Source organism: Niallia yueguangensis, from assembly GCF_052663115.1.
Map to the genome: position 1 here is coordinate 141,520 of NZ_JBQTCX010000010.1, position 24,137 is coordinate 165,656.

Genomic DNA, 24,137 nt, shown 5'->3' on the forward strand with positions numbered 1-24,137 from the left:
TTTTATTCCATTTGTATTAATTAATTTTTTGAAAAGTTAGGATGCCATTGCAGCCATCTTTTCTCCAGAAATTTAGCAATCGTATCTGATAGTTTTCCAAGAACGGCATATATTAAAATACTTAAAACAATTACATCCATTTGCATAAACTCTCTTCCGTTCATTGCCATATATCCAATCCCTGAATCAGCTGCAACTGTTTCAGCAACAATTAACGTGAGCCACATCACGCCTAAAGAATACCTCACACCTACTAAGATAGAAGGCAGCGCCCCAGGCAGAATAACATGCCAGAATAAAGCAAAACGATTTAAATTATACACTTTTCCCATTTCCGTTAATCCCTGCTCAATGGAGCGAATACCATGAAACGTATTTAAGTAAATCGGAAAAAATACCCCTAATGAAATAAGCACTAATTTTGCCGGCTCCGCAATTCCGAACCATAAAATCACTAGCGGAATAAGTGCAAGATGAGGAATATTCCGCACCATTTGAATCGTTGAATCCAAAAGTTTTTCAGACGTTGAACTTAATCCGTTCACTAAACCTAAGAGAAGGCCGACGCTTCCCCCTATAATAAATCCACTGAAAGCTCTTTTTGCACTATCGCCAATATAGTCAGCTAACTCCCCGCTTTTTACTAAAGCAATAAATGTACCTAACACCTTTAAAGGTTCTGGAAAGGTTTGTACGCCAATGGTTCCACTTGTTGTAAGTACATGCCATAAAAGAAGAAGAATTACAGGTACAATCCATGGCAAAATTTTATAAGAAATTCTTACTTTCTTCTTCACCGAAATTCCTCCTTATAGTGTGTGTTCAAAAAGGTAACAAATTAGAAGCAAGAAGATCGAGGCGGCGTAGCTTTGAGCAACACAGCGTATGCTTTTAGATACGTGAGTAGCGGAAAAGCAAGCCAACGAAGAGGTTCGACGCTTATCATTTGGTGCCTTTTTGAACATCCTCTTATACTAATTTTTAGATAATTCGTCTGTAAGCTCTTGATCAAAATCATGATTCCAAAAGGAAGAAACATCAATATTTTCCTTTATTAAGCCAACCTTTTTGAATGTTTCCACGATATCCTGCTGCGAATCGGTATTCGCTTCTGACAGAGGAATAACAGTTGATGGACGCTGCTCTTCCCCTTCTTTTAATATCTGCAATGCTTGCTCTACTGGCTGCTTTGTATTTTTCGCTACTATTTCCGCCCATTCTTCCTTATTATTGCGTTCCCATTCATATGCTTTATTTAATCGATCCAGATAATCAATAATAGCCGCATGTTTTCCTGGATCTTTAATAGCTTCCACTGATGCATTCACTTGGAAATTGCCTGATAAAATATCTTTTGCACTAGCAATCGTTTTTGCATGCTGCTGTCTTGCAGAAACAATCGCATTCCCATAGCTTGCTAAAGCATCAATATTTTTTCCTAATAATGCTGCTAAACCGTCCGAAGTTGTTAACGGTACAGGCTTAATATCATTCCATGTCAACCCAGCGCTTTCTAGCATTTTAATAAGAAAATAATGAGCTGTTGTATTATTGACATAACCTACTTTTTTCCCTTTTAATTCGGAAACATCCTTTATACTGGACCCTTGTGGTACAACAAGTTCCTGATTCAATGTACTCGATTGAATGATCGCAATTACTTTTGAATTGTCTCCATTTTGTGATAAGGAAGAAAAAATTGGTGGAATTTCACTTGAAGTTCCAAGGTCCACATGACCAGCATTCATTGCTTCCAGTATTAAATTTCCACCTTGAAACACATTGTATTGAACCTTGTATGGTGTATCGTCAAGACCAGCTTCTTTAAGTGCATTTTGATAAGTGCCCCATCCTGTCTCTGCTACCCGCAAAGTTACATCACTTAACTCGTTTTTCGTTTCCTTTCCAGTTGCACTCGTTTTTGTACTATCATTGGAGCATCCTGCTAAAACACCCGCTGCTAAAGCGATTGTTGCAATAATTGGCATGATTTTCTTCTTCATACTTTCTCCCCCTAAATTTCAACACAACTAAACTTATCTATTAACTCGGTTTTAAAGCAATAAACATTTTATATAGATGTATTTAACGCTCTTTCTACTATTTTTTCACCAAATGCATTTGCTTTCTCTATTGCATTTATTAATGTCTCTTCGTTTACTTCAAAGTCCAATACTCTTATTGCTTCTTCTCTAATTTTGACACTTGCGGCGATTCGATTAATTTGTTTCTGTTTCTCATGCTGTACTCCAAGCTGCTCTAATGTGATGGAACCTTCCCATTTGTGCAGGATAGAAATCAATTCAGCTACTTCTTCATCCGGTTTTCCTTCTAATATAAGTTGTGCTATTAGTCCGAAACCAACTTTTTCTCCGTGCAAGCTTTTAGCTGTCCCTGGAATAGCAGTGATGCTGTTATGGATAGAATGAGCAATTGCTGCACGAGGCTTTTCTGTTTTTATGCTTCCAACCATCCCTGCCAACATAATGATTGCATCTACAACTTTTGTAAATTCTTTCGTTACTCTAGCCTTCTTATTGTCCTGAAGTGCTGCTGCCCCGTTTTCAAGAAGAATATCTAATGCTAATTTTGCTGTCGTTAAGGATGTTTGAAACGCAACATCATTTCCTTCATTGCTTATATGTGGTGCAATTTCATACCATTTAACAATCGTATCCGCAATACCTGCAGCTAAATATCTAGAAGGAGCCTTTACCAAAATATTAGGATCGACTAGCACGGTATGGGGAGATTCTTTTAAAATTTTATACCCTACTGCTGCACCTTTATCGTTGTATAGAACTGTTAAGGCGGACCATGCTGCACATGTAGCCGCAATGGTTGGTATCGTGACAACCGGTACACCAATATTTTCGCCGACTGCCTTTGTACTATCTAAAACAGTTCCACCACCAATCCCTACAATAACATCTGCCTGTAATTCAACTGCAATCCCTGTAATAGCTTGAATCGATTCTTCTGTGCAATACCCAGAATAAACATGTACTTGATACTCGACTCCTGCATTTTCTAAGCTTTCCCACACAATCGAATCAACCGCTGCTAAAGCGGTATAGCTTCCTATAACAATCGCCTTTTTTCCAAGTTTCCCTATATATTCACCTGCAGAATAAATAATATTTTCTTTCTGTATATACTCTTTCGGCGCTTTTATTTTGGACATATAAAACCCTCCTATTTTTGGTTTAGATCTTGGTATTCACTTTTTAAACCAACTAAACAAATCGGATTAGTTTGATGTGTATTCATCATACAACAACACTTAATAAAAGTATAATTAGTAAAAATGAAGAGGTGCTTTACTATTTTTAATAGAAAAGACATAGAAAACACATAAATTACAAAAGGAGTTTCAAAGATTATTTCGCTGGAGACCCAGTAGTGTAAATTAGAAGAAATATTTAATACTATTAAAAACAAAAAGAACCAAAACGTATCCACTTGCAAGTAGATACGTTCTGGCTCTTATTTAAAAACATTAAAATATGGAAAATAAAGAACCGAAAATGACAATAAACATGGAAGCCACACGGTAACTGATTTGTCTCATGTCAACTTCACAGAATTTTAGGCAAAGGAAGCCCATTCCTTCAGGCGTGGAAGGAATTTGTTTTTTTTGAACATTTTGTTAAAAGGTGCATTTGTTCTAGTTTATTTGTTATAATCGAAATGCGAACGAATGTTCGGTAAGGAGGATTGAAATGGCAAAGGAGATAACGCCTTCCTATGTATTAACGATGGAATTATGGACAAATCCTTCTATTATTAAAGATATAGAAAGCAATTTAGAAGTGAGTCGCGTCATTTATAATTCGTGTCTTGGAGAACTATTAAAACGGGAAAAACAAATGAAACGGACAAAAAAATATAAAAAATTAAGAAGGTGTCTTCGTACTGTTTGTAAAAAAGTTTCCTATTATGAAACGCAAGGAAATAAAAAGAACATTCCATTCTATCAAAACGAGAAAAAGCAAATCATGAGGAAAATATTTGATATACAAGAACAATTTGAGTTAACAGAGTATGCGATGCACGATTTCTTAAAACCATTCGGAACCATTTTGGAAATACATTAAATGCAGATATTGCTCAGAAGACTGCTACTCGTGCTTGGAATACATTTTGTAAGAAATTGAAGGGTGAATCCAAGAGAGTGAACTTTATTAAACGCGGAGAAATGTTTAGTTTTGAAGGGAAGAAAAACAATACCGGCTGGTTTTATCGAGATGGAACCATTGTTTTTGGAAAAACAAATATACATTTAATCATAAAAGAAAATGATTTGTACGTGCAGGAAGCATTGTCTAACATCGAAAACAGCGTTGAATTTGCATACAAAACGAAAAAAGGCGAGCTAAAAAAATCTTTCCATAAAGTAAAATATGTTCGTATTGTAAAGCGTGTCATTCGCGGGAAAACTCGTTATTTTACCCAATTAATCGTTCAAGGATTTCCTCCAGCGAAACGAAAGAAAGATGGTTCATTCAGGCATCAAATTGGAAAAGGTCGTGTTGGCGGAGACTTAGGAACTTCTTCTATCGCAGTCGTTGGAGAGAATAACGTTCTCTTAACGAATTTAGCTGAGAATGTGATGAATCAATCAAGGAAAATTCGATTGATTCAAAGAAAAATGGATCGTTCCAAACGAGCGATGAATCCGAACAATTAAAAAAGGAAAAAAGACATGGATTTACTCCAAACGTTATTTGAAATTAAAATCGAAACGGAAAGAGTTATACCGAAAACAAGCCGATACCAGAAAACAATCTCATCGTACATTAGCTAATAGACTTCTATCTTTCGGAGATGAACATTACTGGGAAGAAATGAATATAAAGAGTTTGCAAAAGCGTTCTAAGAAAACAGAAATCAGTGAAAAAACAGGAAAATACAAACGTAAAAAGCGTTTTGGAAAAAGTATTGGACATCGAGCTCCAGCAATGTTTATGAGTATACTTGAACGAAAAGTAGCAGCTCAAGGCGGAATGTTTAAGAAGGTAAATACAAGAACATTCAAAGCTAGTCAGTATAATCATAAGACAAATAATTATAAGAAAAAAGAATTGAAAGAAAGATGGCACATCTTTAATGATGGGACAAGAATTCAACGAGATTTATACTCGGCGTTTCTGTTGATGAATTCTAATCGAACAGGGACAAAAACGAATAGAAAACGTTGTGAAAAGACGTTTGAAATGTTTCAATCTTTACATGATAAAGAAATAGAACGAATAGAAAAACAAGGAGTAATGGTGTTAAATTCAGGCATTCAATTAAAAAACAAAAAAACTGCCGTAGCAGTTTAAAAAAATAATGGCGGTGTGACCTACCGAGTCTGTGAGGACCATAGATACAGTCGCAAATGGCAACAGAGGTTGCTTTGGCTGTGAAAGTTCTGAATAAACCTTTAAACATAATGTTTATTAATGTCAGTGCTTCATTCCCAAGCCGTCCGCTTATAAGAGTGTGGAGTGTGTGAATGTACTTGTACATGTATGAATGAAGAGAAGCAAGAATTTTTCAGAACCCCATTGCTTTAGCGATGGGAGTGTGTCAGCTTTCTTTTAGTATGGCGGCAAGACTGAGTCTTTCAGCATTAGTTGATACACAACATCACCTGGTAAATCCTCATATAGATAAACGGATCCAAAAAAAGCGCCATTCGATCCTATATGAGTTAAAATTCGTAAAAGAACTTTCTTCATACTTATTTCACCGCCTTTTCATCTCTATTTACTTTCTTTCTGGTACTTTACTGTAACGATTAATAGGAACCTTTAAACCTAAATGACCTCTTAATGTGTCATGTTCATAAGCTTCTGGATAAATCCCGCGCTCTTGTAAAATAGGGACTACTTGTTCCACAAAATCGGATAAATCATTAGGAAGCAGGGTATGAATGATAAAGCCATCTGCAGCTTCTTCCTCCAGCCATTCTTGAATCAAGTTTGCAACATATTCAGGTGTACCTAAAAAATTACTTCTCGGTACTGCTACTTGAAGTGCCACTTCTCTTAACGTCAAATTGTTTTCTTTCGCTAGTCTCTTAATCTCATCTGTTGTACTTTGGAATGCTTCTTTGCCAATGTTGCCGATATCAGGAAATGGTTCATCAAGCGGAAATTTGCTGAAATCAAAGTGATCAAAGAATCTTCCTAAATATTTAAGGGCATTTTCAATTGGTATGAGGCTAATAAAATCATGATATTTACGCTCCGCTTCTTCAGTCGTGCGTCCAATAATTGGTGTAATTCCTGGAAAAATCTTTACCCTTTCAGCTGATCTTCCCTTTTGAATTGCCTGCTCTTTAATGTCTTTGTAAAACTCCTTGGCTTTTGTAATATCGCTTTGATTCGTAAACACCGCATCTGCTGATTCTGCCGCAAACGCCCTCCCCCTTTCAGAAGAACCTGCTTGAAAAACAACGGGATGTCCTTGGTTTGACCGAGCAATATTTAATGGTCCTTTTACCGAAAAATGCTTCCCTGAATAATTCAGTTCATGCAGTTTATCCGGATCAAAAAATACACCTGTTTGCTCATCTCGAATAAAGGCATCATCTTCCCAAGAATCCCATAGTCCCCGAACAATATCTAAATGCTCCTCTGCAATTTCATAGCGGAGTGAATGAGAAGGAAGACCACTTTTACTAAAATTTTCTGCGGCTCCACCAAGTGGAGTCGTAACCACATTCCAGCCTGCTCTTCCACCGCTAATTTGATCAAGGGAGAGAAATTGCCTTGCTACAGTGAACGGTTCACTGTACGTCGAAGAAACAGTTCCAACTAAACCAATATTTTTTGTCGCTGCTCCTAAAGCTGATAATATGGTAATTGGTTCAAATCTGTTTAGAAAATGCGGCAGTGATTCTTTATTAATGTGAACCCCATCTGCAATAAAAACAAAACTAAATAATCCTTTTTCCGCTGTCTTTGCTTGATTGATATAAAAATCCCAATTTACACTGGCATCGGAAGGGATATCTGGATGTCTCCAACCGTCTGTCGTTCCACCAACACCATGTATAATCAACCCAAATTTCACATGTTTCTTTTTAGCCATTAAAATCCCCTCCAAAAAGTATTCTTATAAGTTTAGTTGGTTTTTAATAAAAAAATTATTTTTTTAATTTACTGTTATATACTCTAAAACTGCTTCTCTTCATTCTTTTCTCCTGCGAATCTCCTAATCAATTATTCTTTCACAGGCTGCTGAATCTGGCTTAATACTTCGTTAAGCGTGTTGATTACCCTCTCTTTTACCGTTTTTTCTAGTTCAAAACGATTCCCTTCCAGCTTTGTAATTTGCGTATCAACTGTATAAACAACTTTTAAAATATTCGTTGCACCTAATGCGGAAAGAACTGGCTTTAGTGCGTAATCTATCACCAATAAATGACCAAAAGATCCGCCAAGAACGAGTGGCACAATTATTTTATTATTTAATCCATTTTGTGGGAGCAAATCTAGATAGGTTTTTAAAATCCCTGTAATAGAAGCTTTATAAACAGGTGTTACAATAACAATAACTTCACTTTTCTCTACGATTTGATTTATTTCCTTAATCTTATCGTTGTTGTAGTCAGCAGTTATTAACGCCTCGCTTGGTAATTGATGAATTTGAATCACCTCTGAATCAATCCCATGTTCTTCTAAATAATTTGTACTAAAATCAATCAAACCTGTCAGCCTCGAATAAACAGAATTACCTCCAGCTAAAATAGCAACTTTTGTCATGAACAATCCTCTCCTTTTTTCATTTCATTTATTCCTATATGATTAATTGGTTATTATTATAAGCCAACCCGACTATAATGTATATTTTGTATTTCTAAAGTGACACTTTAATAATCCTAAATTTACCTGTATTAAATTTAGAAATAAAACTTTGATTAAAACACATCACAAACCCGTATTTTACGGTCAATAAGAAGAATTAAGCTTCGTTTTTATAAATCTTTGTCCTTTAATCGACGCGAAATAAGCTTCTGCTAGTATTTTGATTCCCCGGTCAATTTGTTGCTCATCGCAGTAAGAGAAACATAGACGGATTTGATTTTTCCCTTCACCGTTAACATAAAATGAACGCCCTTCTATCACACTTACACCATTTTCAAAGGCTTGTTGTACAAACTTTGCTGTATCTACCTCTGGCTTAAAGTTTAACAATAGGAAGAACCCACCTTCTGGTACGATAAAATGGACTTCATCTCCGAAATACTTCTGAATACTATTGACCATCGCATCTTGTTTTGAGCGATACGTATCAATTAAATTTTTCAAATGATCCTTATATGAAATTTTTTCTAGTAATGCAGTAACAATTTCTTGTGTAAATGGACTTGTTTGGCTGCCTAGTGCTAATGTGTGTACTTTTTGCAGCACTTCTTCATTCGCAATCATCCAACCTAATCGAAGACCAGGGGCGATAATTTTAGAGAATGTACCCAAGTAAATAACACGCTTTGGGGCAAATGAATAAATAGACGGTAAATATTCATGTGTAAAGCTTAAATCACCGTATGCATTATCCTCTAAAATATAAAAGTTATATTCATAAGCAAGCGCTGCTAATTTTTTCCGACGCTCTATCGATAGCGTTACACCAGCTGGATTATGGAAATTAGGCATGCAATAGAAGAACTTAGGAATTGGTTGATTCTTCCCTTTAGCATCCTTTAATGACTGTTCAAGAATGTCCACTTGTACACCCTCTTCATCTAGAGGAAATGTTTTAATCTGGGCGCCAGCTAAACGGAATGACTGTAAACCATTAAAAAACGTTGGACCTTCAACCCAAACCTCATCACCTGGATTAATTAGAACACGTGTCGTTAAATCGATACCTTGCATAGCCCCGAATGTCGGGTAAATTTGCGTTGCCTCAACGAAAATCTTACTTTTTTCCACTTGTTCTTTAATCCATTGTCGTACCTTTGCGGGTCCTAATCCTCCTGAATAATGTAGCGCCTTATGACCATTTTCTAAAATCGACTCAGAAGCGGATTGCGCTAATGTGCGGATTGGAAAAAGAGGGGTTGACGGGAATCCAAATGATAAATGGACGTGATTAGGTTCAGTTACCGTCGTACCTCCAATAGAAGGTGTTTCTGGTAAAAGCTTAGAATATTAATAGTTTGGTAGTTGTTCTGTCATAGATAATCTTCTCCCTTACATTACTTTAGAAAGATTAATTTCACCATCAGCACTTATAGCTTTGACATTTAATAAATGTTTTTTATAAGTGTTCGAGGTTCGTTGCTCCATATCGTGCTTGGAATCTCACGCCTTAGTGTTGGTGCAACATCTGCTGCGAATCGCTCGATCTGCTCTAGCTGTTCTTCTTCTGTTAATCCATCCACACTAATACTTAATACTTGGTTTTTATAAGCAGCATGATAGTTTAGTATTTTTTCTATTACACTCTCCGCACTGCCGACTAAAACTGGTCCATTCTTCATGTTATCTTCAAGGCTCTTAAACGGTGATTGATTATGCTTCGCTGCATCTGTATTATTAAATGCATGATAGTATGGACGATAGCGCTTGATTGCCTCCTCCATTGTATCAGCCAAGAACAAACTGCCTGTACCTGAGCCGACAACAGCACCCTTTGGATTATGACCATAATAGGCCCACCGTTCATGATAGTGATCAATCAAGGATTTGTACTTTGCCTGAGGATGAAAGGTGTTTGATGAAAATATCGGGTCTCCATATTTTGCAGCAAGTTCAACAGAGAGCATGCTTGATGCACTTCCATGCCATACTGGAATAGACTGCTGAAAGGGTCTCGGCTGAGTCGTTACATTATTCAACGCAGGACGATAACGTCCCTTCCAGGTGACATTTTCCTCCGTCCACAATCGCTTTAGAAGGTCATATCTCTCCGCAAGCGATTCCCATTGCTCTTCTTCAGTAATACCAAAAAGGGGATAGTGGCGCGGGTCATTTCCTTTACCGATGATTAATTCCAGCCGCCCACCTGAAAGATGATCTAGGGTGGCATAATCTTCCGCTACACGCACTGGATCTAATACGCTAAGAACAGTAACGGTGGTTAACAGACGTATTTTCGAAGTTCTAGCGGCAATGGCTGTAAGGATAACTTGCGGAGAAGAAGATAAGAATGGTTCACCATGCCTCTCTCCTATTCCAAAGGCATCAAAGCCATGTGATTCAGCAAAAACTGCTTGTTTTAATACATTTTGAAATTTTTGCTGTGTCGTCAATTTTTCCCCAGTTAATGCATTTGGGAGATTCTGCACAAGTGTAAATAAAGCTAATTTCATCTGCCATAGACCCCCAATTCCTATTTTGGGGTCAGACCCCTTTTTTCTTTCTATTCAAATAAGTCAGTTGATAAATATCTCAATCCGGTATCTGGAAGAATTGCAACAATTCTTTTTCCTTTATTTTCGGGGCGTTTTGCAAGCTGTGTTGCCGCCCAAATTGCCGCACCTGAGGAAGTCCCAACCAAAATCCCGTCTGATTTTGCTACTGCTCTTGCTGCTTCATAAGCTTCGCTCGTTTCCACCTCTATTACTTCATCATAAACATCTAGATGAACATTATCCGGCACTCTTTCTTCTTCCACATCAGAGAATCGATGTACACCAGTTATTTCAACTATATCCGGATTGTCTAGTGTTGCAATGGATGCTATTCCTGGTTCCACTCCTACCACTTTTATGTTTGGATTTTTCGACTTTAAGTATGCTCCGGCACCACTAAGTGTCCCGCCAGTTCCAATTGTCGCTACCAAAATATCTACTTGACCATCTGTATCCTCCCAAATTTCCGGTCCTGTTGTCTCTCGGTGAACTTTAGGATTTGCTTCATTTCCAAGCTGATTTAAGAAAACAGTATTTTCTTCTTTTTCAACAACAGCTTTCCTAAAGACATTAATAACTTCAACAAAGTCTCCGTCTGTTTCTTCAATAGCCTCAACTAGTTCAGGTACATCGGAAAATGGAATGACTTCTGATCCATATGCTCTTATAACTTTTGTTCTTTCCTCACTTACACCGTCTTGCATGTAAATTCTAAGCTTATAACCTTTAGCTGCAGCAATTGCTGCCAAACCTATCCCCGTATTACCACTTGTTGTTTCTAGTATTGTGGCGCCATTTTTTAATAATCCTCTGTTCTCTGCGTCTTCAATCATTCCCTTTGCAATTCTGTCTTTAATACTATTGGAAGGGTTTAAATATTCTAGTTTTCCAATAATCTCTGCTTCTAACTGATTTTCTTTTTCGTAATTCACGATTTCCAATAAAGGAGTTCTGCCCACAAGTTCAGTAATAGATTTTTTAATTTTGTTCGTAACAATTTGACTCATACACTTTATCCTCCTTAATAAATAAGAATAATAGGAATTAATCGGTTGATTTACCCATTCAATAAAATAATGTCTTATCTTTCATACGAAAAGCGTCCTAGGAATTGCTTTGTCCGCTCTTCTTTTGTATGTTCAAAGACTTCCTTTGGAGAACCTTGTTCAACAATTACGCCATCTTCCATAAAAATTACTCTATCAGCAATATCATAAGCGAAACTCATCTCATGTGTAACAATGACCATGGTTACACCTTCTTCTGCAACCTTTTTAATGACATCTAATGTTTCCCCTACTAATTCTGGATCTAGAGCGGAAGTTGGTTCATCGAATAAAATAACCTCTGGATTTATAGCCAATGCCCTTGCTATGCCAACGCGTTGTTGCTGCCCACCAGATAATTGATGAGGATAAGCATCTTTTTTATCTTTCAGCCCCACTTTATCCAATAAATCCAGACCAATATTATATGCCTTATCTTTTGGTACCTTCCGAGCTATAATTAATCCCTCTATAATGTTTTCAATTGCTGTTTTATGCAGGAAAAGATTATATTGCTGAAAAACCATAGCTGTGTTTCTGCGTATATCAAGAATATCTTTCGAACTTGCTTTTTTAAATTCTACTTTTTTATTACCTATAGTAATTTCCCCATTGTCTGCCCGTTCTAAAAAATTCAAGCATCGCAAAAAAGTCGATTTTCCTGACCCGCTTGGTCCTAATATAACCACTACTTCTCCCTTTTCAACTTTTAGATCAATGCCCTTTAAAATTTCATTTGTTCCAAATTTTTTGGAGATATTTTTAACTTTTATCATACTAAACGTCTCCTTTTACCTCGATTGAAATGATTTTCATAAACTGTTGACACGCCTTCAATGGCAGCACATACAGACCAATATATAAGAGATACAGCCACATATGCCTCAAGGAAACGATAATTAGCATTAGCTTCAATAATAGCCCCATCCAATATATCCACTACCGAAACCATAGAAACTAGCGAAGAAGTTTTAATGAGACCAATTAATGTACTATTAATCATCGGAAAAGCAATAGGAATTACTTGTGGAATGACCATTCTTCTAATTAATTGACTTTTTGTTAATCCTATCGAATAAGCCGCATCAAATTGTCCTTTTGGGATTGCTGCCAGAGATCCCCTAAAGACCTCTGACAGACCGCTAGTTGCATATAAAGTTAGGGCAAAGATCGCTATCCATCTGCGATCAATATCTTTGAAACGTATAGACCAAGAAAATGTTTGTGCTATTTTATCTAAAAGATCTGCACTAACAAGATAAGCTACTAATAAAATTAATACGACGGGAATTGCTTTAAAAATTGTAACAAACCACTTAAAAATACTCGAAAGGACAGGGATATTAAAAAAGCGTACTAGTGCAATAATAAGCCCCAAAATGGAACCTAAAATAAGTGGCAGAAATCCCAATAGTAGAGTGGTAGGTAAATATTTCACTGCCGCTAAAAATACTTTAAACATAAATGCGAAATCAAAATCCATTTTCTCTAACTCCTTTCGATTTATTTTGTGTAATCTCCTCCTAAAACCTCTTTGGAAATTTCAGCTAGCTTCCCTTCATCAATTAATTTTTGTAATGCACCATCAATGTCTTCCTGAAGCTTTGTATCAGATTTTTTAGATAAAAAATAGGTTTTCGAAACATATGCTGGTTCCCCAGATGTTACTAGGTTTGCATTAAACTGCTTATTTAATTTATTTACATCATATTTTGTCGATAAAATAGCATCAACTGTTCCGTTTTGAAGATTTTTAACACGGATTTCACTTGAACCATCTCCATAAAGGATGTTAATTTTTTTATCATGTTTTTTATTGTATTGCTCTAAAAGATACGCATAGTTGCTTCCTGTAGATACTTGCACTTTTTTCCCTGCTAAATCTTCTAATTTTTGAAAGTTATTACCTGAATTTTCATCTACCACTATATAGCCTGTATAATCCGTGTATCCCACTTTTCCATATAAATATTTCGCTTTTCTTTCATCATTAACTTCATATTGATGGGCTGCTAAGTCTACTTTATTTGCATCAAGAGCAGGTAATACATTTTTAAACTCAAATGTTTCATATTTAAATTTGTATTGAGGTAATTTTTCATCCACTGCATCAAGAACTGCTTTTTCATATCCAGTCGGATTTCCCTTTTCATCTAAATAAGCAAATGGTTGATAGGAATTGCCTGTCCCGATAATAATTTCTTTTGCATCTGAATTATTATTTGCTCCAGCACTTTCACTTTTAGAAGTTTCATTGCTTCCGCATCCAGCCAAAACAATTCCAAGTAAAGCACTTAGTCCAATAACTTTTAATCTACCAAATTTTGTTCTATTCATCATTGTAATTCCCCTTATTTGTATTCTAGTTTGATTTATTTTTTTCATTTGTTAATAACAAGGGTTTATTTTTGTTAACTGTAAATAAAAACCCTGTTAACTTCTTCTTACTTCTGCTTGGATAGCGATATTTAATTTCTAAAATGTTAAATACTTTTTCAAGTAGGATGCTTAAAACAATAAATATGATTGCTGCAATAAAGTAACCCTCAATAACACGATAATATAATGCTCCTAATGCCTGTACTTTCCCCATTACATCCAATATCCCTATAGAAAAAGCTAACGAAGTATCTTGCAGGAGATTTATGATCGATGCTCCCAAATTTGGAATAGCGAATGCACGTGCTTGCGGGATTAGTATTCTTTGATAGGTCTGTCTTTTGGTCAATCCTATAGATGCAGCCGCTTCGTACTGGGAAACGGGAACACTTAACAAGGACGAACGGAATATTTCAGAAAAGAATGCTGCTGTATTTAACCCATAGGTAATATAAATGAAATATATTTTGTTCCATTGAGAAAGGTCTATTCCTATTAAAGCTAATAAATTTGGAAGACCATAAAATACAATAAACATTTGAACTAAAATTGGTGTCCCCCTTATAAAAGAAACATAAAGAATACAAATTTGTTTTAATATCGGGATGTTTTCTATCCTGATATAAGCAATTAAAATACCTAACACACTTCCTATAATGGTCGCAAACAATACAATCAATAAAGTTGTTGGAAGAGCGCTCAACACTTTTGGGAAAAGTGAAAAGACATACTCCCATTTGAAAAACTCTCCCATGTAATTCCTCCTTTCTTCTTTTGCAAGAGAATCACATTAAGCTTTTGACTCGGCAAATGGCGGCGTTCCCAATAGCTCTTCATCAAAGCGGTCTGGAATTAGCACTTTATACATTAGTACACCAAGATCCCCATCATTTTCATGTTGAAAATATTCTTTATAGCCCTTGCGTTTGTACATGTCAAGAAGCCAAGGATGTTTCCTGCCAGAAGTCCCCAGTGTATAAGCAGGAGCTTTGAAAGTATCACGCAGTAGCGTTTCTACATAGTCTAACAATTTATTCCCAACCCCCTGCCCTTTCAAATTCGGTGCGGTTGCAAACCACCATACAAAAGGATAGCCTGACACGGGAGTTGTGCTTTCCCATGGAAAACGAATCGTAATCGTTGATATGATTTTGCCATCGCGTTCTAATACTATAGCAGTTGACTTCACTATATTTTCAGTTACCGTTTCAATTGTTGCATTTGCAGATGGCCAGTTGATTCCTAAATCGCGAATCGGCTCAAAAGCACTAGATAATAATTCAAAAAACGCTGGAGCATCTTCTTCTGTCGCTATTCTAAAAATATCTTTACTCATATAAATTCTCCAATCTATATAATATTTTTTGGTTATTTCCTTATTTAAGGAAAAGATATTACATTAACATGTAACCTTAGTAAAACCAAGCTACGATGTGAAATTTTTAACCTTTGTCTGTAAATGAATTACTCCTTCCGTTATATCTTTCTATTAATCCATGTATTCGTATCGGATATATACACTATAATGTTTTTTAACACTCTTGACCAATTAGTAATAATAAAGTGACACTTCAGTAAAACTAAATAATCATAAAAAACTTCTTTTCTAAATAGCTGCAAAAAAAGACGACTCCAAAATTCAGAAATTGAATTTTAGAGTCGTCTTTTTGATTATCGAATTACCTATGTTTTTTTAGATGTTTTTTTCATTTTCCACAATATGTTTCAAAATAGATAATTTATTTTCCCAAAAGCGTTCATAATAAGAGATCCACTCTTTTACATCTGCCAACGGTTCTGGGGATAGTGTATACAGTTTTTCTCTGCCTACTTTTTTTGAACGGACTAGTTTTGCCTCTGATAGGATAGCGAGATGCTTGACAATTGCGGTCCGGCTTATCGGAAAATGGCTCGTAATATCGGCAATAGGTAGCTCCTTTTCCGATAATAATTCCATCACTTCTCTTCTCGTAGGATCAGCTATTGCCTGATAAACATCATGCTTTTTTGCTGTACTAGCCATGATTATTCCACAGTCTCTTTCAGCCTAATGACAATTTGCGACCATCCCATGTTCATGCGATCGCGGATAATTGATGCTTTTTCATTCGCTTTCCCTACGATTTCATCTGCTTCTTTCCATCCAGCATGAATAACTGTAAATTCTGTTGTCGTGCTGTCTATTTCTTTTAAAAGAAAAGAAACAACCCACCCATCAACATCCCATGTAAAAGATAATTTCGTTGGTGCTTCTACCTCAATCACTTTACAAGGAGACGGACCAAAGGGAGATTGCAAATAAAATTCATGCCCTAGCTCTAATTGAAAATCATTAGGCATAAACCATGCAGCTATTCCTTCAGAAGTCGCTACTTTTTGCCAAACTTTTTCAATCGGCGCATTTAAATTAATTTTTTGCACAATATCTTGCACTTTTTCACCCATAGAAAAACACCTACTCTTTCTAAAATTATGACACCTTTTGGTTTCATTTATAATATAACACCTTTTGGTTATATGTCAACTTTACTTCAGATTTGTCATGTATGCTCTTCTAACGCAAAAAGGGACTGTCCCTTAAGTCGGTTAAACCGACTTTTGAGACAGCCCCAGAATTTTTAAGATATATCAGATACACTCTCTTGCAATTCTTTAATATTCCCTTTTTTACGCATATACCATACACCGTTATATACAGCAAAATAGTAAAAAACCAATCCTACTATTGCTGCAACAACAGACATAAATGGTTCTGGAACGATTCCATGACCGCCAAAATTCCCTAAGTAGCTCAACCCAACAAGGAGAAGAATGTAAACAACAAGATATAGGCCACCAAAGAATTCTTCTATTTTATGTTTCTTGATAAAATGAATGACTAAGTAGCCGCCAACTCCTAAAATTAATCCGGTAATGGCAAGCTGCACCCTGCTCCAGTTTGTCCAATAAATAAGAAGTGTAGCAAAAACAAAGGCTAATGGCGCAATAATATTCATACCTGGAAGTCCATTATTTTTTGTCAAACCAACCTTACGGAAAACCATAACGGTTACACATGCTGAAGCATACTTAAATATACCAATTGCTCCTACAATTGCAACAATTGCAGTCCAACTCTTTAAAGGAAATAAGAATAATAATCCAATAAAGAAATTAAGAGTAAGTGCACGAGTTGGAACGCCAAATCTTTTGTTAATTGTTCCGAAGAAAGATGGCAGGAACCCGCTTTTCGCCATGCCAAAGACATGTCTTGACGTACCCGCTGTATAAGCAAGCGCTGAGCCTGTTGGAGAAACCATGGCATCAGCAGTAATGATCCAAGATAACCAAACCATATTTGCCATAAGAGCTAGATTAGCAAATGGAGAATCAAACTTAATTCCACTCCAGCCATTAGCCAACATATCTGGTGGAACTGCTCCAATAAAAACAATTTGCAGCAGAACATATAATATTGCTGCAGCTACCAGTGAAGTGATTAAAGCTAGTGGAATATTCCGTCTAGGTTTAACCACTTCTCCACTCATCATAATAACGTTCCCAAATCCTGTATAAGCAAAAAATATACCACTTGTTAATACCGCACTTAAACCAGCACTATACCCATTAGGGGCAAACCCTTGACTTGTAAAGTTCTCGGCATGAAAACCTGTCATAAAAAAAGCAATGATTGTTAAAACAGGTACTACAAATTTGATAGTGGTGATTACAGTGTTTGTGACAGCAAATAGCTTCACACCAAAATAGTTAAATATAATAAAGAATATCATTAATAACATTGATGCGAGCATGCCTGTTGTAGTAAGTTGCTCCTTTGCTGCATCATACAGCCCTGGCCAGAACTGATTAGCGTATTGAATAACTCCTGCCGATTCCACAGGTGCAGTAGCACAGTAGCCAAGCCAGATAGAATAACTAGTTACTGTAGCAAGCATTTTTCCATGAGAATATAGGGGATAGCGCCCTAAACCACCTGTTTCAGGCTTAACTCTTCCTAATTCAGCATAAATAAGCGCTATGAGTGTAATGGCAACTGCGCCAATCACCCAAGAAATAATCGCTGCAGGACCAGCTAATTTCGCTGCTGCCCACGGACCAAAGAGCCAGCTTGACCCTATTATTCCTCCAAGGGATAATGCCGTAAGCGACCAAAATCCCATTTTCTTTTTCAAATATTGTTCTTGATTCATGATGTACCTCTCTTAACTAATATTAAATCCTTAATCTATTATTTCGTTCGACTTTATTGATTTTATTGTAATCATTTTTATTTTTCAATGTATATTTTTGGATATCAAAAAAAACAACTATTCATATTGCTGAATAGTTATGTAAAAACCAATCAAATCAAATGTTTAATTGGAGAGCGGATTAATTTTATATTAAGAAAAAATTAATTGTTGTTCTAATAAGACCATTTTCTTTTCTTCTATGCTTTTCCGGCAATTTATCACCCGTTGATTGCTGCTTCCTCTATATAATAAGGATAAATCTCTTTTTTCTTTTACAAAAGGGCCATCTACAAGAATATCCAACTCCTTGCATAACTTCATAAATGGCTCCTTTTTTGCTTCCATCAAATACTCCCACTTATATCCAGTATAGCACCATATATTTTTACCTGCTTTTTTCAGCTTTTCAGCCAAAATAGCCAAGTCATTTAATTGCAGAAGCGGCTCTCCGCCGCTGAAAGTAATATTTGTCAAAGGATTATCCATTAACTCATCATAAATTGCTTGAATGGACATTTCTACTCCGCCATCCTTATTCCAGCTTTGCGGATTATGACAGCCTGTACATTTATGGGGACAACCTGCAAAAAATACGGTGCTCCTTAAGCCAGGGCCATCTACAATGCTGTCATGAATAATATTCAGCACTCTCATGAATGCTTAACCCTCTCCCTTTCTTCAGCACGTTTTGCTGTATTCCATTTATCCAATGACCCTACTAAATACCCTGTTATCCGGCGGATTCGTTCAATTTGACTTTCCTCTTCCTCCCCGCATTTCGGGCACCCGTTATCAATAATTCCTTTATGACCGCAAGTCAAGCATCTATCTACAGGATGATTAATGCTGCCATAACCGATGCCTGCTTCTTTCATTGCACAAACAATTGCCTTCATTGCCTCTTTATTTTTGCTGGCATCGCCGTCTAATTCTACATAAGTAATATGTCCTGCATTTGTTAGTTCATGAAAAGGAGCTTCTTTTTTAATTTTTTCGATTGCTTTTATTTGATAATAAACAGGAATATGAAAGCTGTTCGTAAAATACTCTCGGTCAGTGACTCCTTTAATGACTCCATGCTTCTTTTTTGTTATCTTAAGCGACTTTCCTGCAAACGATTCTGCAGGTGTTGCAATAAGCGAATAATTTAATTGATATTTTTCCATCGCTTGATCTGCCGCGTTTCTCATATGCTTTACAATTTTCAATCCTAAATTATACGCTGCTTTGCTTTCCCCGTGATGAACACCTAACAAAGCTGTTAAACATTCTGCCAACCCTACAAAACCAATCGATAATGTACCTTGTTTTAAAATATCTTCTAGATAATCGTCCATCTTTAATGTTTCCCCGTTTGCCCATACACCTTGTGTAAATAAGAATTTAAAGTTTGCGACTGTTTTTTTCCCTTGATAAACATAACGATCATATAGCTGTTTAATGGTTATTTCTAAGAATGCATCTAATTTGGCAAAAAATTGATCAATCGACGTCACTTCTAATGCAAGCAGCGGTAAATTAATGCTTGTAAAAGATAGATTTCCTCTGCCAACAGCCTGCTCTTTGCCATGGATATTCCCCATCACTCTTGTCCGGCAGCCCATCGTTGCCACTTCGGATTGTGGCGTCCCATCATAATATTTAGCATTAAAAGGAGCATCAATAAAAACAAAATTCGGAAAAAGCCGCTTGCTTGTTGTTTCAATTGCCAATTCAAATAGATAATAGTTTGGGTCGTCTTGAAAATAATTAATCCCTTCTTTTACTTTAAAGACAATGATCGGAAAAATAGGCGTTTCCCCTGTACCCAACCCTGCTTGTGTAGCAAGCAATAAACATTTTGTTAACAAGGCTCCTTCTCTAGAAGTATCTGTTCCTAAATTAACGGACACAAATGGAGTCTGGCCCCCTCCTCTCGAGTGCATGCTATTGCAGTTATGTGTAAAAGCTTCACAAGCTTGATATGTTTCTTTTTCGGTCCATTCCCAAGCCTTTTTTTCAATCAAAGCTTTATCCTCCATTATTTCTTGTAGTTTTCTTTTATTTTTTTCATTCGTTTTTTTTATGTAAGGAGCTAAATCATAATCCAGCATTGGAATAGCTTGTCCACCATGCTGCTGATTTTGATTTGCCTGTAATATAATAGAAGTTAATGCCATCGCACTCATAATATTTTGTGGTTCTCTCATAAACCCATGACCTGTATTAAATCCATCTTTCAAAATTTTCCCTAAAGGAATTTGACAGCATGTTGCCGTTCCAGAAGAATAAAAATCAAGATCATGAATGTGGATGTATCCTTGTTGAAATGCTTCTTTTGCTTCAGCAGATAAAAGATTTTCAACTGTATAATGTCGAGAGGATGTGGAAGCAAAATGCATCATATGACTCATCGGTGAAAGTCCATCTATGTTTGCATTTTCTTGTATGAAATCATGATTGTCACTGCGAACAATTTCATCAAATTCCGTTAATAGTTCTGAATAATTCCCCATTATTAATCACTCCAATAGATTTATCTTCCTTGTAATTATAAATGGTTATCCTCACCAACAACGATATATAGACAATATTTCACTGAATGTACACAATATATAGTGTTTTTGATTTTTTAGTTAAAAAAGAGGTTGACCCAAAGCTTAGGAGGGATTTTTGCACCTTCGCTTCATTAGGATGGTATGTGATAAACTAGGCATAAAATGAAGAATTATAATTGGAGGATTTATCATGCAATCTTCAAAAGGCACGATACAAGAAATGTTTATTACAAGCAAAGAACTAGGTGAAGAAGTGAAACTGCTAGTATATCTTCCACCTTCTTATTCACCACTTTATAAATACAATATTCTTTTCGCACAAGATGGAAAAGATTATTTTCAATTTGGACGAATTGGAAGAGTGGCAGATGAATTACTGCAAGCAAATAAAATTCAAAATACGATTATTGTTGGTATTCCTTATGTGACGGTTCAAGACAGAAGAGAAAAATATCACCCTTCAGGACAAAAAAATAAAGCATATATCCGTTTTTTAGCACATGAACTTGTTCCGTTTATTGATAAAAAATTTCCAACTTATCAAATGGGACTTGGAAGAGGACTTATTGGCGATTCATTAGGTGCAACTGTTTCCCTTATGACAGCACTAAAGTTTCCTCATACATTCGGCAAAGTAATGCTTCAATCTCCTTTCATAAATAAAGAAGTCTTACAGGCTGTTCAAGCATTTGATCGATTCCACCTTCTTGAAATATTCCATATTATTGGTACAGAAGAAACATCGGTTAAAACAACGATTCAAACGATCGAAGATTTTCTGACGCCAAATCGGGAACTGGCACAGCTTTTACACGAAACAAACGCCGATTATACATATGAAGAATTTAACGGAGATCATACTTGGAAGCATTGGCAGCCAACGCTTAAAACAATCTTAGAAAGAATGCTTTGTTAATGGTAAAGGGGACGGAGCTGACGCTACTTTAATGAAGGCTGTTTTCTCAAAGTTTGTTGTTTTCACAAAAAAGGGAGGGCTTACTTTAGTGTTGCCTTCTACCCAAAATTAATTTTCATACAAAAATTTGGAGAAGAAGTACTCAGCAGACTGAATACACGTAGACTCCTGTGGGAATGCGAGAAAGACGAGACCCCACAGGAGCGTATGCGACGAGGAGGCTCGACGCTCGCCCACGGAAAGCGTAGTGTATTCAGTCTGCGAGTTTAAAAGCAACAATCTATATGAAAACAGCCTTAATGCAAAAAAACGATGATGCTCTATAGTTTGTTTTTGTCCTTAGAAAGGATGGAGTAGCTTCACTCACGCCGCCTTTATTAGGTTAGAAACTGCTTTTTCCTTGTTAGATGATGAGACGAGGCATGAGTCTCCATACGAATTTTGTTTACTAATTCTTAATATTAAAACGATAATAACTTTTTAAACTTCACCAAAATATTTGTTATAATATCTTACATAAAACAATAAAGACAACACGATATATGTTGGCTTCTTAATAAAATGGAGGGAATAATCAAATGAAATATAGTATTGTTATTTTCCCAGGAAAAGAGTTGCAAGATAAAGCTAATTCTTTACGTAAACGGTTTGACCCTAAATATGCATTAATTCCACCGCATATTAGCCTTATTAGTGAATTTGAAGCAAATCCTGCAGAAATAAAAGAAATTAGTAAAAAACTAGAGAAAGTAGCCAGTCACTTCCCTACTATTGGACTAAATATTTTAAAAATTAGCACGTTTCAACCTGTCGAAAATAAAGTTTATTTAAAAATAGAGCCTACCCCGGATTTAGAAGATTTACATATTGAGCTTTCCAGCATACTTGGAGTGGAACAACAAAAGGATTCGTTTGTTCCACATATAACAATTGGCCAGCAGCTGACAAATGATGAGCATCTTGATATGTATAGCAGTTTGAGGATGAATACTTTTCAATATGAAGAGCAAGCTGACCGTTTTCATTTATTATACGAGCTTGAGAACGAATCCTGGACAGTATACGAAACATTTAGACTAGGAAAGGAAATGTGAGTAAATTGGAAGTAATTATAGCTAAAACCGAAAAAGAGTTAGAAGATGTATATTATGTTCGCCGGACTGTTTTTATAGACGAACAACAAGTACCAGAAGAAGAAGAATACGATGAATACGAACAAGACAGTATCCATTTTGTCTTGTACGATCACAATAAGCCGGTTGGAGCTGGACGTTATCGCACATTTGATGAGTACGGAAAAATTGAAAGAATTTGCATCTTAAAAGAAAACCGCAAAGGCGGTTCAGGCAAAACTATCATGAAAAAAATAGAGGAGTATGCCAGTCACAATGGAGCACCTGCACTTAAATTAAATGCACAAACACACGCGATTCCTTTTTATTCGAAACTCGGTTATGAAGTAGTATCAGAAGAATTTTTAGATGCAGGCATTCCTCATAAAACGATGATGAAAAAAATAAAAGAATGATTGTTTTTTGCTCCTAAATTCAATCACGGTTCAGTTAATCAACTTGTAAAATAAACAAAAAACTCTTGTCAAAATTAGACGAGAGTTTTTTGTTTATTTTTTTATTATTTGCCTACAATGGTAAGGAAAGGGTTGATTTCATTGGATTTTCTTCACATCGTAATAGAGCTTATTATTGGTTTTCTTTCCCTTCTTTTTTTAACTAAGATTCTCGGGAAAACGGAGATTACTCAAATTACTACCTTTGATTTTGTTTCTGTTTTAGTGCTTGGTGAATTAGTTGGAAACGCCATGTATGATAAAAAAACGGGATTGCTGGAAATTCTTTTTGCCGTCGGAATCTGGGGATTGTTAATTTATACTACCGCAATTTTCACACAAAAGTTGCGATTAACACGAAAACTATTAGAAGGAAAACCAGCCATAATTATAAAAAAAGGGCAAATTGATTATCAAGAGATGAAAAAAAATCATCTAGATTTAAATCAGTTGCAGCATCTTCTTCGAGCTAAAGAAATATTTTCCATCACGGAATGCTATTATGCTATTTTAGAAACAGATGGCACTATTAGCGTTATGAGAAAACAAGCTTATGCCACACCTACTAAACAAGACTTAAATTTGCCTCTCCAGAGTGTTTCCTTGCCGATAAGCATTATTCTCGATGGAGAAATAGTCGTGGAGAATTTACCGATCATTGGCTGGGACGAGCAAAAATTAAAAAACGAGCTCAGTTTTTTAGGAGTTTCCTCTTATAAAGACATTCTTTATGCAGAATGGCAGGAAAATAAACCATTATATGTGCAAGGCTATTAATGCGCCGGCGCTTTTCTTAAACAAATGCATGAAAGTTTCTTCCTTTTCCAGTAAGCTGTGCTTCTAATAAGGAAATGTCTTTATTTTCATGCATTTGATTGTTCGAATGAGAAACGCTTATATGATTAAAAATGTTCTCATTCGCATCTTTTGTTTCCTTTTGCAAGCGATTGTTTATTGGAAATATACGAGATATCTCCTGTTGTTTATACGGGTTTGTTTTTTTGCCAATTTCTCGTAAAGTATATTGTTCATACTGATAATTTGTAATCGGAAGAATATAACCCATTTCCCTTTCCCTCCTATAAAAAATTATATGTTGAACACGT

General features: G+C 36.0%; 27 protein-coding genes. 7 read left to right on the forward strand and 20 right to left on the reverse strand.

Annotation, left to right across the window (positions count from 1 at the left end):
* Positions 1–20: 20 nt before the first annotated feature.
* The 3 genes from ACTYA4_RS11440 to ACTYA4_RS11450 all read right to left on the reverse strand — a co-directional run bounded on the left by ACTYA4_RS11440 (position 21) and on the right by ACTYA4_RS11450 (position 3,184).
* Positions 21–797, reverse strand: a complete 777-nt coding sequence (locus ACTYA4_RS11440; RefSeq protein WP_443481106.1) for an ABC transporter permease subunit — start codon at positions 795–797, stop codon at positions 21–23.
* Positions 798–974: 177 nt separating this feature from the next.
* Positions 975–2,003 carry an ABC transporter substrate-binding protein gene (locus ACTYA4_RS11445; RefSeq protein WP_443481107.1) on the reverse strand — a complete coding sequence of 343 codons (1,029 nt, stop codon included), beginning with the start codon at positions 2,001–2,003 and terminating at the stop codon, positions 975–977.
* A gap of 68 nt (positions 2,004–2,071) precedes the next feature.
* The gene (locus ACTYA4_RS11450; RefSeq protein ID WP_445505649.1) at positions 2,072–3,184 is read right to left on the reverse strand and encodes an iron-containing alcohol dehydrogenase family protein; all 1,113 of its coding nucleotides are present in this window, start codon (positions 3,182–3,184) and stop codon (positions 2,072–2,074) included.
* Between the two features lie 538 nt (positions 3,185–3,722).
* On the opposite strand from ACTYA4_RS11450, the gene ACTYA4_RS11455 reads away from it, so the two are divergent.
* The 3 genes from ACTYA4_RS11455 (at position 3,723) to ACTYA4_RS11465 (ending at position 5,327) form a co-directional block, all read left to right on the forward strand.
* Entirely contained in the window at positions 3,723–4,097 is a 375-nt protein-coding gene (locus ACTYA4_RS11455) for a hypothetical protein (RefSeq protein WP_445505650.1), read from the forward strand.
* Between the two features lie 77 nt (positions 4,098–4,174).
* The gene (locus ACTYA4_RS11460) at positions 4,175–4,690 is read left to right on the forward strand and encodes a hypothetical protein (RefSeq protein WP_443481110.1); all 516 of its coding nucleotides are present in this window, start codon (positions 4,175–4,177) and stop codon (positions 4,688–4,690) included.
* A 157-nt stretch (positions 4,691–4,847) separates the two neighbouring features.
* Positions 4,848–5,327 (forward strand): hypothetical protein, encoded by a 480-nt coding sequence (locus ACTYA4_RS11465; RefSeq protein ID WP_445505651.1) that lies wholly within the window; start codon positions 4,848–4,850, stop codon positions 5,325–5,327.
* A 258-nt stretch (positions 5,328–5,585) separates the two neighbouring features.
* Here ACTYA4_RS11465 and ACTYA4_RS11470 read toward each other — a convergent pair whose 3' ends face one another.
* From ACTYA4_RS11470 to ACTYA4_RS11545, 16 genes are all read right to left on the reverse strand, one after another.
* Positions 5,586–5,726: a hypothetical protein gene (locus tag ACTYA4_RS11470; protein WP_443481112.1), complete on the reverse strand. Its 141-nt coding sequence runs from the start codon at positions 5,724–5,726 to the stop codon at positions 5,586–5,588.
* A gap of 28 nt (positions 5,727–5,754) precedes the next feature.
* Complete coding sequence (locus tag ACTYA4_RS11475) at positions 5,755–7,083, reverse strand: LLM class flavin-dependent oxidoreductase (protein WP_443481113.1); 1,329 nt, start codon at positions 7,081–7,083, stop codon at positions 5,755–5,757.
* A 131-nt stretch (positions 7,084–7,214) separates the two neighbouring features.
* Positions 7,215–7,757, reverse strand: a complete 543-nt coding sequence (gene ssuE / locus ACTYA4_RS11480; RefSeq protein WP_443481114.1) for an NADPH-dependent FMN reductase — start codon at positions 7,755–7,757, stop codon at positions 7,215–7,217.
* Positions 7,758–7,943: 186 nt separating this feature from the next.
* Entirely contained in the window at positions 7,944–9,119 is a 1,176-nt protein-coding gene (locus ACTYA4_RS11485; protein ID WP_443481167.1) for an aminotransferase-like domain-containing protein, read from the reverse strand.
* Between the two features lie 125 nt (positions 9,120–9,244).
* Positions 9,245–10,312, reverse strand: coding sequence for an LLM class flavin-dependent oxidoreductase (locus ACTYA4_RS11490; protein ID WP_443481115.1), 1,068 nt, complete (start codon positions 10,310–10,312; stop codon positions 9,245–9,247).
* A 50-nt stretch (positions 10,313–10,362) separates the two neighbouring features.
* The gene (locus ACTYA4_RS11495; protein ID WP_443481116.1) at positions 10,363–11,361 is read right to left on the reverse strand and encodes a PLP-dependent cysteine synthase family protein; all 999 of its coding nucleotides are present in this window, start codon (positions 11,359–11,361) and stop codon (positions 10,363–10,365) included.
* A gap of 74 nt (positions 11,362–11,435) precedes the next feature.
* Complete coding sequence (locus tag ACTYA4_RS11500) at positions 11,436–12,176, reverse strand: amino acid ABC transporter ATP-binding protein (RefSeq protein WP_443481117.1); 741 nt, start codon at positions 12,174–12,176, stop codon at positions 11,436–11,438.
* A complete protein-coding gene (locus tag ACTYA4_RS11505) occupies positions 12,173–12,883 on the reverse strand; it encodes an ABC transporter permease subunit (protein ID WP_443481118.1) in 711 nt (236 codons plus the stop codon). The genes ACTYA4_RS11500 and ACTYA4_RS11505 overlap by 4 nt, the downstream gene beginning before the upstream one ends.
* A gap of 20 nt (positions 12,884–12,903) precedes the next feature.
* Entirely contained in the window at positions 12,904–13,740 is an 837-nt protein-coding gene (locus ACTYA4_RS11510) for a transporter substrate-binding domain-containing protein (protein ID WP_443481119.1), read from the reverse strand.
* A gap of 22 nt (positions 13,741–13,762) precedes the next feature.
* Positions 13,763–14,533, reverse strand: coding sequence for an amino acid ABC transporter permease (locus ACTYA4_RS11515; RefSeq protein ID WP_443481120.1), 771 nt, complete (start codon positions 14,531–14,533; stop codon positions 13,763–13,765).
* A 36-nt stretch (positions 14,534–14,569) separates the two neighbouring features.
* A complete protein-coding gene (locus tag ACTYA4_RS11520) occupies positions 14,570–15,115 on the reverse strand; it encodes a GNAT family N-acetyltransferase (protein WP_443481121.1) in 546 nt (181 codons plus the stop codon).
* Positions 15,116–15,472: 357 nt separating this feature from the next.
* Positions 15,473–15,802 carry an ArsR/SmtB family transcription factor gene (locus ACTYA4_RS11525; protein WP_443481122.1) on the reverse strand — a complete coding sequence of 110 codons (330 nt, stop codon included), beginning with the start codon at positions 15,800–15,802 and terminating at the stop codon, positions 15,473–15,475.
* 2 nt (positions 15,803–15,804) lie between these two features.
* Positions 15,805–16,224, reverse strand: coding sequence for an SRPBCC family protein (locus tag ACTYA4_RS11530; protein ID WP_443481123.1), 420 nt, complete (start codon positions 16,222–16,224; stop codon positions 15,805–15,807).
* Positions 16,225–16,397: 173 nt separating this feature from the next.
* Positions 16,398–17,969: an APC family permease gene (locus tag ACTYA4_RS11535; RefSeq protein ID WP_443481124.1), complete on the reverse strand. Its 1,572-nt coding sequence runs from the start codon at positions 17,967–17,969 to the stop codon at positions 16,398–16,400.
* Between the two features lie 192 nt (positions 17,970–18,161).
* Positions 18,162–18,665 carry an anaerobic ribonucleoside-triphosphate reductase activating protein gene (gene nrdG, locus ACTYA4_RS11540; RefSeq protein ID WP_443481125.1) on the reverse strand — a complete coding sequence of 168 codons (504 nt, stop codon included), beginning with the start codon at positions 18,663–18,665 and terminating at the stop codon, positions 18,162–18,164.
* On the reverse strand, positions 18,662–20,506 hold the full coding sequence (locus ACTYA4_RS11545) for an anaerobic ribonucleoside triphosphate reductase (protein ID WP_443481126.1): 1,845 nt from the start codon (positions 20,504–20,506) through the stop codon (positions 18,662–18,664). Before ACTYA4_RS11545 ends, nrdG begins: the two co-directional genes overlap by 4 nt.
* A gap of 232 nt (positions 20,507–20,738) precedes the next feature.
* Here ACTYA4_RS11545 and ACTYA4_RS11550 point away from each other — a divergent pair, with 232 nt between their 5' ends.
* The 4 genes from ACTYA4_RS11550 to ACTYA4_RS11565 all read left to right on the forward strand — a co-directional run bounded on the left by ACTYA4_RS11550 (position 20,739) and on the right by ACTYA4_RS11565 (position 23,808).
* Positions 20,739–21,464, forward strand: a complete 726-nt coding sequence (locus ACTYA4_RS11550) for an alpha/beta hydrolase (RefSeq protein WP_443481127.1) — start codon at positions 20,739–20,741, stop codon at positions 21,462–21,464.
* 578 nt (positions 21,465–22,042) lie between these two features.
* Positions 22,043–22,558, forward strand: coding sequence for a 2'-5' RNA ligase family protein (locus ACTYA4_RS11555; RefSeq protein WP_443481128.1), 516 nt, complete (start codon positions 22,043–22,045; stop codon positions 22,556–22,558).
* A 5-nt stretch (positions 22,559–22,563) separates the two neighbouring features.
* A complete protein-coding gene (locus tag ACTYA4_RS11560; protein WP_443481168.1) occupies positions 22,564–22,992 on the forward strand; it encodes a GNAT family N-acetyltransferase in 429 nt (142 codons plus the stop codon).
* A gap of 141 nt (positions 22,993–23,133) precedes the next feature.
* Positions 23,134–23,808 carry a DUF421 domain-containing protein gene (locus ACTYA4_RS11565; RefSeq protein WP_443481169.1) on the forward strand — a complete coding sequence of 225 codons (675 nt, stop codon included), beginning with the start codon at positions 23,134–23,136 and terminating at the stop codon, positions 23,806–23,808.
* A 16-nt stretch (positions 23,809–23,824) separates the two neighbouring features.
* Here the strand turns inward: ACTYA4_RS11565 and ACTYA4_RS11570 are convergent, their stop codons facing one another.
* Positions 23,825–24,097, reverse strand: a complete 273-nt coding sequence (locus ACTYA4_RS11570) for a hypothetical protein (RefSeq protein WP_443481129.1) — start codon at positions 24,095–24,097, stop codon at positions 23,825–23,827.
* Positions 24,098–24,137: the final 40 nt, after the last annotated feature.